The sequence below is a fragment of the Streptomyces sp. NPDC002580 genome (genome assembly GCF_042889485.1).
Lineage (GTDB): Bacteria > Actinomycetota > Actinomycetes > Streptomycetales > Streptomycetaceae > Streptomyces.
Genome location: NZ_JBIAQZ010000011.1, coordinates 220031 through 236536, shown reverse-complemented (window position 1 = coordinate 236536; position 16506 = coordinate 220031). Strand labels below are relative to the sequence as shown.

General features: G+C 70.1%; 9 protein-coding genes. 6 read left to right on the top strand and 3 right to left on the bottom strand.

From position 1 onward, the window contains the following. Positions 1 to 2: 2 nt before the first annotated feature. Positions 3 to 374, bottom strand: a complete 372-nt coding sequence (gene rpsL, locus ACFYW7_RS30965) for a 30S ribosomal protein S12 (RefSeq protein WP_003948652.1) — start codon at positions 372 to 374, stop codon at positions 3 to 5. 423 nt (positions 375 to 797) lie between these two features. Here rpsL and ACFYW7_RS30960 point away from each other — a divergent pair, with 423 nt between their 5' ends. The 6 genes from ACFYW7_RS30960 to ACFYW7_RS30935 all read left to right on the top strand — a co-directional run bounded on the left by ACFYW7_RS30960 (position 798) and on the right by ACFYW7_RS30935 (position 8635). Beyond that, the gene (locus ACFYW7_RS30960; RefSeq protein ID WP_389508392.1) at positions 798 to 1499 is read left to right on the top strand and encodes a Crp/Fnr family transcriptional regulator; all 702 of its coding nucleotides are present in this window, start codon (positions 798 to 800) and stop codon (positions 1497 to 1499) included. A gap of 397 nt (positions 1500 to 1896) precedes the next feature. Beyond that, on the top strand, positions 1897 to 2823 hold the full coding sequence (locus tag ACFYW7_RS30955) for a hypothetical protein (protein ID WP_389508390.1): 927 nt from the start codon (positions 1897 to 1899) through the stop codon (positions 2821 to 2823). Next, entirely contained in the window at positions 2820 to 5093 is a 2274-nt protein-coding gene (locus ACFYW7_RS30950; protein WP_389508388.1) for a hypothetical protein, read from the top strand. Before ACFYW7_RS30955 ends, ACFYW7_RS30950 begins: the two co-directional genes overlap by 4 nt. A gap of 3 nt (positions 5094 to 5096) precedes the next feature. Next, a complete protein-coding gene (locus ACFYW7_RS30945; protein WP_389508386.1) occupies positions 5097 to 6554 on the top strand; it encodes a PE-PGRS family protein in 1458 nt (485 codons plus the stop codon). Between the two features lie 113 nt (positions 6555 to 6667). Next, the gene (locus tag ACFYW7_RS30940; protein WP_389508592.1) at positions 6668 to 7183 is read left to right on the top strand and encodes a Pycsar system effector family protein; all 516 of its coding nucleotides are present in this window, start codon (positions 6668 to 6670) and stop codon (positions 7181 to 7183) included. Between the two features lie 474 nt (positions 7184 to 7657). After that, the gene (locus tag ACFYW7_RS30935) at positions 7658 to 8635 is read left to right on the top strand and encodes a M48 family metalloprotease (protein WP_389508384.1); all 978 of its coding nucleotides are present in this window, start codon (positions 7658 to 7660) and stop codon (positions 8633 to 8635) included. A gap of 109 nt (positions 8636 to 8744) precedes the next feature. Here the strand turns inward: ACFYW7_RS30935 and ACFYW7_RS30930 are convergent, their stop codons facing one another. Together ACFYW7_RS30930 and rpoB are read right to left on the bottom strand one after the other, a co-directional pair. Beyond that, on the bottom strand, positions 8745 to 12644 hold the full coding sequence (locus ACFYW7_RS30930; RefSeq protein ID WP_389508382.1) for a DNA-directed RNA polymerase subunit beta': 3900 nt from the start codon (positions 12642 to 12644) through the stop codon (positions 8745 to 8747). Between the two features lie 113 nt (positions 12645 to 12757). Further along, entirely contained in the window at positions 12758 to 16243 is a 3486-nt protein-coding gene (rpoB, locus tag ACFYW7_RS30925; RefSeq protein WP_389508380.1) for a DNA-directed RNA polymerase subunit beta, read from the bottom strand. Positions 16244 to 16506 lie beyond the last annotated feature (263 nt).

The following is a 16506-nucleotide window of genomic DNA, read 5'->3' as shown; positions in this document are numbered from 1 at the left end:
TTCTACTTCTCCTTCTTGGCGCCGTAGCGGCTGCGGGCCTGCTTGCGGTTCTTGACACCCTGGGTGTCCAGGGAACCTCGGATGATCTTGTAGCGAACACCCGGCAGGTCCTTCACACGGCCGCCGCGCACGAGCACGATGGAGTGCTCCTGCAGGTTGTGTCCCTCACCCGGAATGTAAGCGGTGACTTCGATCCCGCTGGTCAGACGCACACGCGCGACCTTACGCAGGGCCGAGTTCGGCTTCTTCGGGGTGGTCGTGAACACACGCGTGCAGACGCCACGACGCTGGGGCGAACCCTCGAGTGCGGGCGTCTTGTTCTTCTCGACCTTGTCCTGCCGGCCCTTCCGGACCAGCTGCTGGATCGTAGGCACTACTTCTCCGGTTTCTGTGTGCCGAATGGTGAAGCTAACCTGGAACGTCGCCGACCCACGCGGTCGGGTGTGTCGAACACTGCGGACCCCCGCCGTAAAGCGGAAAGAGCGCAGATTGCGGTGGCCGCTTACGACTCTCGGTTGCGGTTCGAAGGCACGCACGAGAGCCAGGGCACACCCCAGGCACAAGGTAAGAGCGTACCTACCTCACGGACTCCGGTCAAAACAAATGCCGTCCCGCCCGACACGCCGGACTTCTACCGATCCATTCTCGGGGGTCCAGGCGCCTCTCGCAGCTTCTCGTCGGTGAAAGTCCCGGATTCCGTGCTCATGGCACACCCTGGGTGAGTACGTTGACCGGTTGCTGTGCATCGGTCACCGTGCGTCGGCCACGGTGACCCTCGGGGGACAGGGGATGGATTCATGACGGCTGCGCCCTTACCCGGGGACGAGAGCCTGGACGACCGCGTGCCGTTCCTGGCACGGCTGGAGAACGAGGACCGGTCCGCCCTGCTGTCCCTCGGGCGCGAGCTGTCCTTCACGACCCGGATGGTGCTCCTGCACCAGAGCGAGCCCTCCTCGCACGTGCTGATCGTCACACACGGCTGGACCAAGGTGACGGCGTCCGCGGCCAACGGCTACGAGGCACTGCTCGCGCTGCGGGGCCCCGGCGACATCATCGGCGAGTCCGCCGCGCTCACCGGCCGGCCGCGCTCCGCGACGGTGACGGCCCTGGAGCCGGTCCGCACGGTCGCGGTCGTACGCGAACACTTCACGGACTTCCTCGCCCGTTCCCCCGCCGTCTCCTTCGCCCTCCTCGGCCTCACCTCGGACCGCACCCGCGCCGCCGACCGCCGCCGGCTGGAGTTCGCCTCGATGAGCGTGCGGGAGCGCTTCGCGGCGCTCCTCCTCGACCTGGCCCGTACGAACGGCCGCCGCACGGAGGAGGGCATCGAACTCTCCGTCCCGCTGAGCAAGCAGGAGCTGGCGGGCTCGGTGGGGGCCTCCCGGGAGATGGTCCAGCGTCTGCTGAAGGAACTCCGGGAACGGGACGCGGTGCTGACCGGCCGTCGGACGATGGTGATCCTGCGGATGGACGTGCTGCGCCGGATCGCCCGGGGCTGAGCGGAACCCACCCGAACGCCCCCGACGGCCCCGCCCGTCACCCGTGAGGTGCCGGCCCCGTACGCACACGCGGGCCCCGGTCTCCCCCGGAGAGGGGCGGTCCGCACAGACCTGCGACCCCGTCCGTCACCCGCGGAGGGGCGGCCCTGCACGGATGTGCGAATAACGGCCGTCACTCCGGTCTCCTGGGCACCGCAGGGATCACCCGAGATCCCTCCGGACCACGTGAAGAGCACCCCGTGGGGACGTGCGGGACCTCCCGGACAGGTGGGCCGCCCGTGACCGCGGACCGCTTCTGTGCACACGGTCACACTTCGAGTGGGACATCCGTCCTCACGCCGGGTCCATCGGTGACGCCACCCTGCTTGCCAGGCGAGGCCCCCACCGAAAGGCGACCATGACCGACCCCGTGAGCCGGACGATCCTCCTGCTCGACATCGAGAAGTACAGCGACCGGGACGACGTCGAGCAGGCCTACCTGCGCCGGATGCTGTACGACATCACCGACCGCGCGCTGGAGAGCGCCGGCATCGACGAGCGCCTGCGCCTGCGGGCGGACCGCGGTGACTCGGTGATGGAGCTGATCGACGCGGGTGCCCCGGTCACCGCCCTGCTGCGCGCCCTGCTCACCGAGGTCCCCGCCCAGCTCCGCGCGGTCAACCGGATGGCCTCCAGCTCCGCCCAGATCCGTCTGCGCGGAGTCGTCGCCGCCGGATACGTGGCCGTCGACGGCCACGACGGCTGGGTCGGCTCCGACCTCAACCACGCCTGCCGGCTCCTCGACGCCGAGACGCTGCGCGCGGCCCTGCGGGAGCGGCCGGACGACTTCGCCCTGTGCGTCTCGGAGAACGTGCACGCCGGGATCGTGCGGCACGACCACCCGGGCATCCCGGCGGACACGTTCCACCCGGTGACGGTGGACAGCAAGAACGGCCCCCTGCGGGCCTGGCTGCACGGCCCGGTCCCGCACGGGGCGGACGGCCGCGCCCGAGGCGGCCACGGTGAGAACCACAGTGAAGAGGGGGGAGCGCCGGCGCCGGGCGGCTCGGGGGAGAGCCCGGCGCCGGGCGCGGCCACCGCTCCGGAGACCCCCGAACCGGACCGTCCGAAGGCACCGACACCGGCACCGGAAGCGGCGGGACAGGCCCCGGCGGAGGCGGAGCCCGTCGCCCCCGCCGCGCCTCCCGCGAACGTCGTCTTCAACTTCACCGGCGGCTCGCCCGGCTTCGGCGGCAGCCTCGTCGCGGGTGACCAGCACGGCGTGTCCGGCGGCCGGGTCACCGGTGACGTCCACCTGGGCCGGAGCGGGAGTGAGCCGGCGTGACGGCACCGCACGCCACGGCGCGGGACGCCTCCGACGACGTACCAGCGCCGGCACCGAAGGCACCGGCGGGACCGGGGGACCCCCGTCCGGTGTCCGAGGCGCACACCGAGTCCGGCGAGCCCGAGGAGCGGACCCAGGAGGCGAGGGCGGCACAGCGCGAGCTCGTCGCGCACACCCCGGGATTCATCTTCGACGAGGCCGCGTCCTTCGGCGGCAGCCTGGTCGGCGGGGCCCAGCACGGGGTGTCGGCCGGCGGCTCGGCCCGTGACGTGTTCATGGGCGGCAAGACGGAGATCCACCACCACGGCACGGCGTCCGCCTCGGCGGCGCACACCTCCGGGGAGATCCCGCGGCAGCGCCTCGACGCGCTCGCCGGAGTCTTCGTCGAGGGTCCCGCCTTCGCCGCCGCGCTGACCCGGCTGCGCGACGAACGCGTCCTCGTCCTGGCCGGCGCCCACTCCACCGGCCGCCACGCCGCCGCGCTGATGCTCCTGCACCGGCTCGGCGTCCCCTCCGTGCACGCCCTGTCCGCCGAGACCGGCCCGGCGAACCTCGGCGCCCAGCTCTCCGCGCCCGGCGGACACGTCCTGCGCGACCTGCCGCTGAGCCGCAACCGACCGCTGCGGGACACCCACCTGTACGCGGCCCGCGACCGGCTCGCGAAGACCGACGGCTATCTGGTGGTGACCGTCGAGAACTCCCCCTTCCTGCTGGGGGTCGCCCCGTCCTCCTGGGAGCCGCCAAAGGCCGCGACGGTACTGCGCGCCCACCTGGCCGACCTGCGGAAAGACCCGGCGGGGCCCGAGGGTGCAGGAGGGCCGGCCACGACGGAAGCGGCGGGAACCACAGGAGTGGCGGGAGCTACGGGAACGGCCCGGGACATCGACGGACTGCTCGCCCTCGGCCCGGTCCACGACTTCCTCGCGCGGGGCGCCCACCGCCCCTCCGAGGTCGCCCGCTTCGCCGTGGAGGTCGCCCGCTACGACGGCGGCGAGGAGGCGGCGGCCCGCCTCGCCGACTTCGGGCACGCGGCCGTGGAGCAGCAGTGCCGGGAGTGGCTCTGCGACCCCGAGGCCACCCTGCGCGACAAGGCCTTCCTCATCTCGCTCGCCGTCTTCGACCAGGCGCCGTACGTGCTGGCCGCCGAACTCGCCGACAAGCTGTACGTGCACTTCCAGCGGCTCCAGCATCCCGAACAGCCGCCGGAGATCCCGGTGTTCGGGCTCCCCGCCGAGACCCGGCTGGAACGGGCGTGGGCCGACGGCGAGGTACGGGTCGAGGAGACGGCATGGGGCTCGGTGCCGCAGTTCACCGCCTACTTCAAGAAGGAGAACACCCCTCGTCTCCTGCTCGCCGAGGTGTGGACGGGCCACCCTTCGGCCCGGCCCGCGCTGGTCGCCTGGCTCAAGGAACTGGCCCGCGACAGCCGTCCGGTCGTCCGGACCCGGGCCGCCGCGGCCACCGCGCTGCTCGCCCGCGCCGACCTGCCCTCGGCGATGGAACTGCTGATCGACGGCTGGGCGGTGTCGAAGGCCTTCGGCCCCCGCGTCACCGCGGCGAACACGCTCACGCTCGCCCAGTTCCTCGACACGCCCGTCGTCCTGCGCCTGCTCACCCAGTGGTGCACGGACTCCCACTGGGGCCGCCGCTGGACCGCGATCCGCGCCTTCGGCCTGCTCACCCCGCTGCGCCCTGACCTCGCGGGACCCGCGCTGAGCGCCCTCGCCGCCCGCGCCCGCGCCGGCGGCAGCAACGAGACCGAGGCGAACAACCTGGTCGACTCGACGGCCCTGCTGCTCTCGGTGGGCGCCCGGCGCGGCGAGATGCTCTCCGAGCTGGTGCGCCTGCTCCACCACGACACCCCCTCGGTCCGCGCGCTCGCGCTGGGGGCGTTCGTCCGCGCCTGCGACAACGCCGAGGAGGGCGCGCTCGTCGAGTGGTACGCCGACACGGGCATGTACGAGGAGGACTCGGCCCGTGACCTGGCCACCCTGTGGCGGACCGCGCTCGGCGACCGCGGGCACACCCGTGGCGCCCTGTACGCCGTGCACACCTGGGTGCACCTGGCCGAGCGCCGGGCGGACGTCTCGCAGGCACTGGAACTGCTGCTGCCCGCCCTGGTCGTCACGGCCGACGACCAAAAGCGCCTGAGCCACGAACTGCTCAACCTGCGCGCCCCGGACGGCGGCCCGCGCCCACCGGTGGCCGACCGCCTGCTCGGCCGCCTGCTCCCCTCCACCGCAGCCACGTCAGATCCATCGAGGAGTTGAACCATGGCGGAGTTCCGCCGTCAGCCGGAGTGGCAGCAGAACGCCAACCGGCACACCGCGCTCATCGACCCGGTGCTCACCGTGCGGCCGATCGCGCGCTTCGACTACACCGTCCGCCGCGCGGTCACCGCGATCGACCACGCGCTGGTCTTCGTGACCGCGAAGGGCTCGTACGACGTCTACATGCCGCCGAACCGGCCGAGCCGCGCGGACGCGGCGACCCGCCGCTACACCTCGGTCTACGAGGTGGACATGGGCAGCCACCCGGTGCAGCTCGCCCTGGAGGTGCCGAGCGACGACGACGCGTTCTCCTTCGGCGCCACCGCCGACCTCACCTGGCGGGTCGCGGACCCCATCGCGTACGTGGCGAGCGGCGAACGCGACGTGCCGACGCGGCTCACCCGTGAGCTGCACCAGCTCGCGCGGCCGGTGAGCCGCGGCTTCTCCATCGAGGACAGCCCGGCCGCCGAGCGCGCGGTCCAGCGGGCCGTGGAGGCGGACGGTTTCGCCGCGGGCATCGGACTCGCCGTGACCTGTGTCGTACGACTGCGGCTCGACGACGAGGCGATCGCGCACCGGCGACGGCAGCGGAGCCTGCGCTACGAGTCCGACATGCTCGACCCCGAGCACGAGTTCCGGCTCCGGCTGGCCCACCAGCAGCACGAGCTGGAGGTGCTGCGGCAGCGGCAGGACCACCATCTGATCACCGAGAAGATCAACTTCTACCAGTACCACCTCCAGCACGGGGGCGTCGCCGCCTGGGCCCTGCATCTGGCCCAGCACCCCGAGGACACCAGGATGGTCATCGGGTCCATCGAGAAGGACCAGCTGTCGGCCATCAGGGGCCAGCTGCAGGTCATCGCCGGGGACACCCTGGAGGACTTCCAGAAGGCGGAATCGGCTCGCTCGACCCTGCGCGCCGTCGACGAGCTGATCCAGCAGCAGACGCCGTCGGCGCAGGGGGCGCTTCCCGCCGGGGCGGCACCCGGTCAGCCGCAGACACCGCCCCGGCCGCCGTACCCCGGCCAGTCCCCGCAGCCCCCTTACACCGGGCAGCCTCCCTACGCGGGGGGCCCGCCGCCGTACTCCGGCGGACAGCCTCCGTACGCCGGCGCCCAGCCCCCTCTCACGGGCGCCCAGCCTCCGTACACGGGTGCCCAGCCTCCGTACGGGAACTCCCAGCCTCCGTACGCGGGGCAGGAGCCGTACTCCGGTGGGCGGGTGCCGTACGCCGACGACAGGACCCTGTACGCCGGGCCCCCGCACACGGCGCCCCCACCGGCGTACGCCGCCGGTCCGGACGCCGGTCCCCCCGCGACGCCCGGGCCGCCCGACGGTCCCGTCCCGTACGGACAGCCCGCCACGACGCCGTACGCCGCCGCCGGACCGGCTCCCGCGGTGCCTCCGGTGCCCGGCGTCGGCACCGCGCGCGAGGACACTCCGGGGGCCGAGCCCGCGTGAGCACCCCCGACACGGCGCCTCCCCACGTACCCGCTCCTCCCCCGCCGTCCGCGCCCGAGCCGCCGTCCGCACCCGAGCCGCCGTCCGTCGCCCCGGCGCCGCCCGTACCGCCCCTGCCGGCCGTTCCGCCGCCCTCCGGGGCCGGCGGCCGCACCGCGGAGCGGCTCCTGACCGAGCTGCGGGGAGAGATAGCCAGGGCCGACAGCAAGGCCTCCGTGCTCGTGGCGGCGCTCGGGATGACCGCCGGGGCGTTCAGCGCGCTGCTGGCCGGACGCGGCTGGACGCCGACCGAACTGTCCCGGGCCGGCACCGGCCTGTGGTGGTCGGGGGCGGCGGCCCTGGGGCTGTCCCTGTTCGCGCTGCTGCTCGCCGTGCTGCCGCGCTACAGCCGGGACACCTGGGCCCCCGGCCGGCCTCTCTGCTACTTCGGCGACATCCAGCAGGCCCTGCGCGAGGGCCGGCTGGCCGCGGCGCTGGCCGACACCGATCGCGACCCCGCCGCCGGACTCACGGCGGCACTCATCGAGACCAGCCGCATCGCCGCCCGCAAGCACCAGTGGATCCGCACCGGGCTGATCGCCTTCTGCGCCGGAACCGCGCTGCTGCCGACCGCGCTGCTCATCGGCTGACGTCCCCGCACCGAAGGAGTCCCCATGTCCCAGCCTCCAGGCCCGGGCCCCGCGTCCCCGGAACCCCCGTACCCGGGAGCGGCGGCCCCGCCGCCCCGGTACCCCTCGTCCTCCGCTCCCCCGCCTCCGTATCCCGAGGGCCCGGGGCCCGGCGGCCCGGGATCCCCGTACCCGGGAGCGGGCGGCCACCCCCCGCGGTACCCGGCAGCGGACGGCGCCGCACCCCCGTACCCGGGGACCGGAGGCCATCCACCCCGGCATCCGGGTCCCGCGGGCCCGCCCCCGTACCCGGGAACCACCGGCGGACCGGCCCCCCAGTACCCGGGAACCGCGGGCGGACCGGCCCCCCAGTACCCGGGAACCGCGGGCCCGGCCCCCTACCCAGGGACCGCCGCCTACCCGCAGACGGCGCCCGCTCCCCCGCAGTACCCGGGGCCGGACCCTCGGTACGCGGGGCAGCAGCCGGCGCCGTTCGTGCCGCGGCCCGCCGTCGCGCCCGACGACCTCGACTACCGTCACCAGGGCGCGCGCGTCCACCTCGCGAGCCACCAGCGCGGTGCCGACGCCACCGCCATAGGCCAGCTGGCGACGCAGATCCCGGGGTTCCTGGTGAGTCTCGCCGTGGTGTCGTCCCTCGCGCTGGGGCTGTTCGGCACCGTGGTGGGCTGGCTGGCCGTGGTGGGCTGGCTGGCCTCCGGGGCGCTCGTCTTCCACCGGCCCACCGAGCTGCGCTTCGCCCGGCACGTGCTGAAACTGCGGACCCCGCTGGCCGCGGAACGGGCCCGGCTGGAGCCGATCTGGCGCGAGGTCACCGCCCGGGCGGGCATCGAGGCGGACACCTACGAGCTGATGGTGGAGAACAGCGACGACCTGAACGCGGTCGCGGCCGCAGGCCATGTCGTCGGCGTCACCACCTACTCCCTCAACCGGATCCCCAGCAGCAACCTCGCCGCCGTACTAGCCCATGAACTCGGCCACCACACGGGCGGTCACGCCTGGGCGGGCCTCCTCGGCTACTGGTACTCGCTGCCCGGCCGGCTCGCCTGGGCCTTCACCCGCGCCATGGCCAGGATCGCGCTCGCCGTCGCCGGGGTCTTCTCCGCGGCCGCGACCGGCCTGCTGATCCTCTTCATGGGGATGTTCGTCGTCGCCGGGTTCCTCGTCGCCTGGTACATCACCGTCCCCCTCGTCGTCGCGCCCTACCTCCTCGCCTGGGCGGGCCGCCTCGGCGAGCTCCGCGCCGACCAGCAGGCGGCCGCCCTCGGGTTCGCATCGGAGATGGCCCAGGTCCTCCAGCACTTCCAGGCCGAGGAGGACGCCGCGAAGGCGCACGCCGTCGCCCAGGGCAAGAAGCTCCAGGAGCCCGGCGGCCTCGCCAAGCTGCTGTCCACCCACCCCGACAACTACACCCGGCTGCGCGCCCTGGAGCCGTACCTCCAGCTCCCGCGCTAGCACCGGGTCCCCGGGGCACGGGGAAGCGGACCGGGAACGCCGAAGGGCGGTCACCCCCACCGGGGATGACCGCCCTTCGTCTTACTGCCTACTGCCTACTGCCAACCGCTCACTGGTTGTACGGACCGTAGTCGTAGTCCTCCAGCGGGACGGCCTGGCCGGAGCCCGTGCCGAACGGCGAGTAGTCGATGTCGTCGTAGCCGACGGCCGAGTACATCGCGGCCTTGGCTTCCTCGGTCGGCTCGACCCGGATGTTGCGGTAGCGGGACAGACCCGTACCGGCCGGGATGAGCTTACCGATGATGACGTTCTCCTTGAGGCCGATCAGGGAGTCGGACTTGGCGTTGATCGCCGCGTCCGTCAGAACCCTGGTCGTCTCCTGGAAGGACGCCGCCGACAGCCACGACTCGGTCGCCAGCGAGGCCTTGGTGATACCCATCAGCTGCGGACGGCCGGAGGCCGGGTGGCCGCCTTCCTGGACCACACGACGGTTCTCGGTCTCGAACTTCGAACGCTCGACCAGCTCGCCGGGCAGCAGCTCCGCGTCGCCCGACTCGATGATCGTCACGCGGCGCAGCATCTGCCGGATGATGATCTCGATGTGCTTGTCGTGGATCGACACACCCTGCGAGTTGTAGACCTTCTGGACCTCTCCGACCAGGTGGACCTGGACGGCACGCTGACCCAGGATGCGCAGCACGTCGTGCGGGTTGGTGGCACCCACGGTGAGCTTCTGGCCCACCTCGACGTGCTCGCCCTCCGACACCAGGAGACGGGCACGCTTCGAGATCGGGAACGCCGTCTCGTCGCTGCCGTCGTCCGGGGTGACGACGAGCTTCTTGGTCTTCTCGGTCTCCTCGATCCGCACGCGGCCGGAGGCCTCGGAGATCGGGGCGACACCCTTCGGCGTACGAGCCTCGAAGAGCTCGACGACACGGGGCAGACCCTGGGTGATGTCGTCACCGGCCACACCACCGGTGTGGAAGGTACGCATCGTCAGCTGGGTACCGGGCTCACCGATGGACTGGGCGGCGATGATGCCGACCGCCTCACCGATGTCGACCAGCTTGCCGGTGGCCAGCGAGCGGCCGTAGCACATGGCGCAGGTGCCGACGGCGGACTCGCAGGTCAGGACCGAGCGGGTCTTGACCTCCTCGATGCCGTGCTTGACGAGCTCGTCGATGAGGACGTCGCCGAGGTCGGTGTTGGCCGGGGCCAGCACCTTGCCGTCGACGGTGATGTCCTCGGCCAGCGCACGTGCGTACACGCTGGTCTCGACGTTCTCCGTCTTGCGCAGCACGCCGTCCTCGCCACGCTGGGCGATGGCCAGACGCAGACCGCGGTCGGTGCCGCAGTCCTCCTCGCGGATGATGACGTCCTGCGAGACGTCCACCAGACGACGGGTGAGGTAACCCGAGTCGGCGGTACGCAGGGCGGTGTCCGCCAGACCCTTACGGGCACCGTGGGTCGAGATGAAGTACTCGAGCACCGACAGGCCTTCACGGAAGGAGGCCTTGATGGGACGCGGGATCGTTTCGTTCTTGGCGTTGGACACCAGACCACGCATACCGGCGATCTGACGCATCTGCATCATGTTGCCTCGGGCGCCCGAGTTCACCATCATCGAGACCGGGTTGGTCTTCGGGAAGTTCGCGTTCATCGCCTCGGCGACCTCGTTGGTCGCCTTGGTCCAGATCGCGATGAGCTCCTGCGTGCGCTCTTCCTTGGTGATCAGACCACGCTCGTACTGCTTCTGGACCTTCTCGTCCAGGTCCTCGTAGCCCTTGACGATCGCGCGCTTCGCATCCGGAACGACGATGTCGGAGATGGCCACGGTGACGCCGGAACGGGTCGCCCAGAAGAAGCCGGCCGCCTTCAGGTTGTCGAGCGTCGCCGCCACGATGACCTTGGGGTAGCGCTCGGCGAGGTCGTTGACGATCTCGGAGAGCTGCTTCTTGCCGACCTCGTAGTCGACGAACGGGTAGTCCTCGGGCAGCAGCTCGTTGAAGAGCGCGCGGCCCAGGGTCGTCCGCAGGCGGAAGGTGTCACCCTGCTGCCACTCCGGGTCGCCCTCCTCCTGCGCCGGCGGGGTCCAGCCGCGCGGCGGGATGGTGCCCACCGGGAAGCGGATGTCCACGCGCGACTGCAGCGAGAGCTCGCCGGCGTCGAACGCCATGATCGCCTCGGCCACGGAAGCGAAGGAGCGGTCCTCGCCCTTCACGTTCCGCAGGTCGCCGTCGGTGGTCAGGAAGAACAGACCGAGGACCATGTCCTGGGTCGGCATCGTGACCGGGCGGCCGTCGGCCGGCTTGAGGATGTTGTTCGAGGACAGCATCAGGATGCGGGCCTCGGCCTGCGCCTCCGCGGAGAGCGGCAGGTGCACGGCCATCTGGTCACCGTCGAAGTCCGCGTTGAACGCGGTGCAGACGAGCGGGTGGATCTGGATGGCCTTGCCCTCGACCAGCTGGGGCTCGAAGGCCTGGATGCCGAGGCGGTGCAGCGTGGGCGCACGGTTCAGCAGAACCGGGTGCTCGGCGATGACCTCTTCGAGGACGTCGTACACGACCGTGCGGCCGCGCTCGACCATCCGCTTGGCGCTCTTGATGTTCTGCGCGTGGTTCAGGTCGACCAGGCGCTTCATCACGAACGGCTTGAAGAGCTCCAGCGCCATGGCCTTGGGCAGACCGCACTGGTGCAGCTTCAGCTGCGGACCGACGACGATGACGGAACGCGCGGAGTAGTCCACACGCTTGCCGAGCAGGTTCTGACGGAATCGACCCTGCTTGCCCTTCAGCATGTCGCTGAGGGACTTCAGCGGACGGTTGCCGGGGCCCGTGACCGGGCGACCACGACGGCCGTTGTCGAACAGCGCGTCGACGGCCTCCTGGAGCATGCGCTTCTCGTTGTTCACGATGATCTCGGGGGCACCGAGGTCGAGAAGGCGCTTCAGGCGGTTGTTGCGGTTGATCACACGGCGGTACAGGTCGTTCAGGTCGGAGGTCGCGAAGCGGCCACCGTCCAGCTGCACCATCGGGCGAAGGTCCGGCGGGATGACCGGCACGCAGTCGAGCACCATGCCCTTGGGGCTGTTGCTGGTCTGCAGGAACGCGGAGACGACCTTGAGGCGCTTGAGCGCTCGGGTCTTCTTCTGGCCCTTGCCGGTGCGGATGATCTCGCGGAGGCGCTCGGCCTCCTCGTCGAGGTCGAAGGACTCCAGGCGCTTCTGCAGCGCCGCGGCACCCATCGAACCGTCGAAGTACGTGCCGAAGCGGTCACGCAGCTCGCGGTAGAGGAGCTCGTCGCCCTCCAGGTCCTGGACCTTGAGGTTCTTGAAGCGGGTCCACACCTCGTCGAGACGGTCGATCTCGCGCTGCGCACGGTCGCGCAGCTGCTTCATCTCACGCTCGGCGCCCTCGCGCACCTTGCGGCGCACGTCGGCCTTGGCACCCTCGGCCTCGAGCTCGGCCAGGTCGGTCTCGAGCTTCTTGGCGCGGGCCTCGAGGTCGGCGTCGCGGCGGTTCTCGACCTGCTGACGCTCGACGGAGACGTGGGCCTCCAGCGAGGGCAGGTCACGCGTGCGGCGCTCGTCGTCGACGTACGTGATCATGTACGCGGCGAAGTAGATGACCTTCTCGAGGTCCTTCGGGGCGAGGTCGAGCAGGTAGCCCAGCCGCGACGGAACGCCCTTGAAGTACCAGATGTGGGTGACGGGAGCGGCCAGCTCGATGTGGCCCATCCGCTCACGACGCACCTTGGCGCGAGTGACCTCGACGCCGCAGCGCTCGCAGATGATGCCCTTGAAGCGGACACGCTTGTACTTACCGCAGTAGCACTCCCAGTCCCGGGTCGGACCGAAGATCTTCTCGCAGAAGAGTCCGTCCTTTTCGGGCTTGAGGGTGCGGTAGTTGATGGTCTCGGGCTTCTTGACCTCGCCGTGGCTCCACTGACGGATGTCGTCAGCGGTGGCCAGACCGATCCGGAGCTCATCGAAGAAGTTGACGTCGAGCACTATGCGTCAATCCCTCTCAGGGTTGTAAGTCTTAGGGGTCTGATACGGGGGTCCTGGGGCCGGCGGGCCTTGATCACCTTTTCCACAGGTGTTCAAGGCCCCCCGGACTCCCGTCAGACCTCTTCGACGCTGCTCGGCTCGCGCCGCGACAGGTCGATGCCGAGCTCCTCCGCCGCGCGGAAGACGTCCTCGTCGGTGTCACGCATTTCGATGGACATACCGTCGCTGGACAGCACCTCCACGTTGAGGCAGAGAGACTGCATCTCCTTGATGAGCACCTTGAAGGACTCGGGGATGCCGGGCTCGGGGATGTTCTCGCCCTTGACGATGGCCTCGTAGACCTTCACGCGGCCGGTGACGTCGTCGGACTTGATGGTCAGCAGCTCCTGGAGGGCGTAAGCGGCGCCGTACGCCTCGAGCGCCCACACCTCCATCTCGCCGAATCGCTGGCCACCGAACTGGGCCTTACCACCCAGCGGCTGCTGGGTGATCATCGAGTACGGACCGGTCGAACGGGCGTGGAGCTTGTCGTCGACCAGGTGGTGGAGCTTGAGGATGTACATGTACCCGATGGAGATCGGGTCCGGGAACGGCTCGCCGGAGCGGCCGTCGAACAGCCTCGCCTTGCCGGACGGGAGGACCAGACGGTCGCCGTCGCGGTTGGGCAGGGTGTGCTCGAAGAGACCCGCGAGCTCGTCCTCACGCGCACCGTCGAAGACGGGGGTGGCGACGTTGGTGCCCGGCGCGACCTGGTCGGCCCCGATGGACTGCAGGCGCTGGGCCCACTCGTCACCGAGACCGGAGACGTCCCAGCCGCGGCTGGCGAGCCAGCCGAGGTGGATCTCCAGGACCTGTCCCGGGTTCATTCGGGACGGGACACCCAGCGGGTTGAGGATGATGTCGACCGGGGTGCCGTCCTCCAGGAACGGCATGTCCTCGATCGGCAGGATCTTCGAGATGACACCCTTGTTGCCGTGGCGGCCGGCGAGCTTGTCACCGTCCGTGATCTTGCGCTTCTGCGCCACGTAGACACGAACCAGCTGGTTCACGCCCGGCGGCAGCTCGTCGCCCTCTTCACGGTCGAAGACGCGGACACCGATGACCTTGCCGATCTCGCCGTGCGGGACCTTCAGGGAGGTGTCGCGGACCTCGCGGGCCTTCTCACCGAAGATCGCGCGCAGCAGGCGCTCCTCCGGCGTCAGCTCGGTCTCACCCTTGGGCGTGACCTTGCCGACGAGGATGTCACCGGCGACGACCTCGGCACCGATACGGATGATGCCGCGCTCGTCGAGGTCGGCGAGGACCTCTTCGGAGACGTTCGGGATGTCCCGGGTGATCTCCTCCGGGCCGAGCTTGGTGTCACGGGCGTCGACCTCGTGCTCCTCGATGTGGATCGAGGAGAGGACGTCGTCCTGCACGAGGCGCTGCGACAGGATGATCGCGTCCTCGTAGTTGTGACCCTCCCACGGCATGAACGCCACGAGCAGGTTCTTGCCCAGCGCCATCTCGCCGTCCTCGGTCGCGGGACCGTCGGCCAGGACCTGGCCCTCGATCACGCGGGCGCCCTCGTCCACGACAACCTTCTGGTTGACGGAGGTGCCCTGGTTCGACCGGGAGAACTTGTGCAGGCGGTACGTGGTGTACGTGCCGTCGTCGTTGGCGGTGGTGATGTAGTCCGCGGAGACCTCCTGGACCACACCGTCCTTCTCCGACTTCAGGACGTCACCGGCGTCGACCGCGCAGCGGTACTCCATGCCGGTGCCGACCAGCGGCGCCTCGGACTTGATGAGGGGCACGGCCTGACGCATCATGTTCGCGCCCATGAGGGCACGGTTGGCGTCGTCGTGCTCCAGGAACGGGATCATCGCGGTCGCGACCGACACCATCTGGCGCGGGGAGACGTCCATGTAGTCGACGTCGTCACCGGGGACGTAGTCGACCTCTCCGCCACGACGGCGGACCAGGACGCGGGTCTCCTCGAACCGGAAGTCGTCGCCGAGCGGCGCGTTGGCCTGCGCGATGACGAAGCGGTCCTCCTCGTCGGCCGTCAGGTAGTCGACCTCGTCGGTGACGACACCGTCGGTGACCCGGCGGTACGGCGTCTCGACGAAACCGAACGCGTTGACGCGGCCGTAGGAGGCGAGCGAGCCGATCAGGCCGATGTTCGGGCCTTCAGGCGTCTCGATCGGGCACATGCGGCCGTAGTGCGACGGGTGCACGTCACGGACCTCGAAGCCGGCCCGCTCACGGGAGAGACCACCCGGGCCAAGCGCCGACAGACGGCGCTTGTGGGTGAGACCCGACAGCGGGTTGTTCTGGTCCATGAACTGCGACAGCTGGCTGGTGCCGAAGAACTCCTTGATGGAGGCGACGACCGGCCGGATGTTGATCAGGGTCTGCGGCGTGATCGCCTCGACGTCCTGAGTCGTCATGCGCTCGCGGACGACGCGCTCCATACGAGCCAGACCCGTGCGGACCTGGTTCTGGATGAGCTCGCCGACGTTGCGCAGACGACGGTTGCCGAAGTGGTCGATGTCGTCGGTCTCGACGACGATCGAGGTGCCGTTGTCACCAACGGTCTCGGTCTCACCGGCGTGCAGCTTCACCAGGTACTTGATCGACGAGATGATGTCCTCGACGGTCAGGATCCCGGCGTCGAGCGGGGCGTCGCCGCCCAGCTTCTTGTTGACCTTGTACCGGCCGACCTTGGCGAGGTCGTAGCGCTTCGGGTTGAAGTAGAGGTTCTCCAGAAGCGTCTGCGCGGCCTCACGGGTCGGCGGCTCGCCCGGACGCAGCTTGCGGTAGATGTCCAGCAGCGCGTCGTCCTGGCCCTGGGTGTGGTCCTTCTCCAGGGTGGCGCGCATGGACTCGTACTCGCCGAACTCTTCGAGGATCTGCTCGGTGGTCCAGCCGAGAGCCTTCAGGAGGACGGTGACGGACTGCTTGCGCTTGCGGTCGATGCGGACACCGACCATGTCGCGCTTGTCGATCTCCATCTCCAGCCAGGCACCCCGGGAGGGGATGACCTTGGCCGAGAAGATGTCCTTGTCGGACGTCTTGTCGATGGAGGAGTCGAAGTAGACACCCGGCGAGCGGACCAGCTGCGACACGACGACACGCTCGGTGCCGTTGATGACGAAGGTGCCCTTGTTGGTCATGAGCGGGAAGTCGCCCATGAAGACCGTCTGGGACTTGATCTCGCCGGTCTCGTTGTTGGTGAACTCGGCGGTGACGAAGAGCGGGGCCGCGTACGTGAAGTCGCGGTCCTTGCACTCGTCGATGGAGTTCTTGGGGGGCTCGAAGCGGTGGTCCCGGAACGTCAGGGACATCGACCCACTGAAGTCCTCGATCGGGGAGATCTCCTCGAAGATCTCCTCCAGACCGGACTTGGTGGGGACGTCCTGTCCGCTGTCCAGAGCCGCCTCGACACGAGCCTTCCACGCGTCGTTGCCGAGCAGCCAGTCGAAGCTCTCGGTTTGCAGCGCAAGAAGGTTCGGAACCTCGAGGGGCTCCTTGATCTTTGCAAAGGAGATGCGCAGCGGGGCGGTGCTGGCGCCGTTGTTCATATTCGCGGTCGAGGCAGTGCGCGAGGCGGCCAAGAGGGGGTCCTTCCGAGGGCTCGGACTCACTACGCGCGTACCGGTCCCATGTCGGACAAAGCGTCGGGCCGTTCCTGGTCCAGCCGGATAAGGCCAGGTCAGGGATGGTCCAACCGTCGATGCTCAAACACGGGCATGCCCCTGGTGACGGGCAGGAGGCAGCTAACAGGCAGCGCAAAGGGTCAGTGTAGCCAGTAGGCTCACTGATGTCCAGTCCCGATTTTTTGAGACCCTCATCGTGCTCAACACCTGCGGCAAGCCAC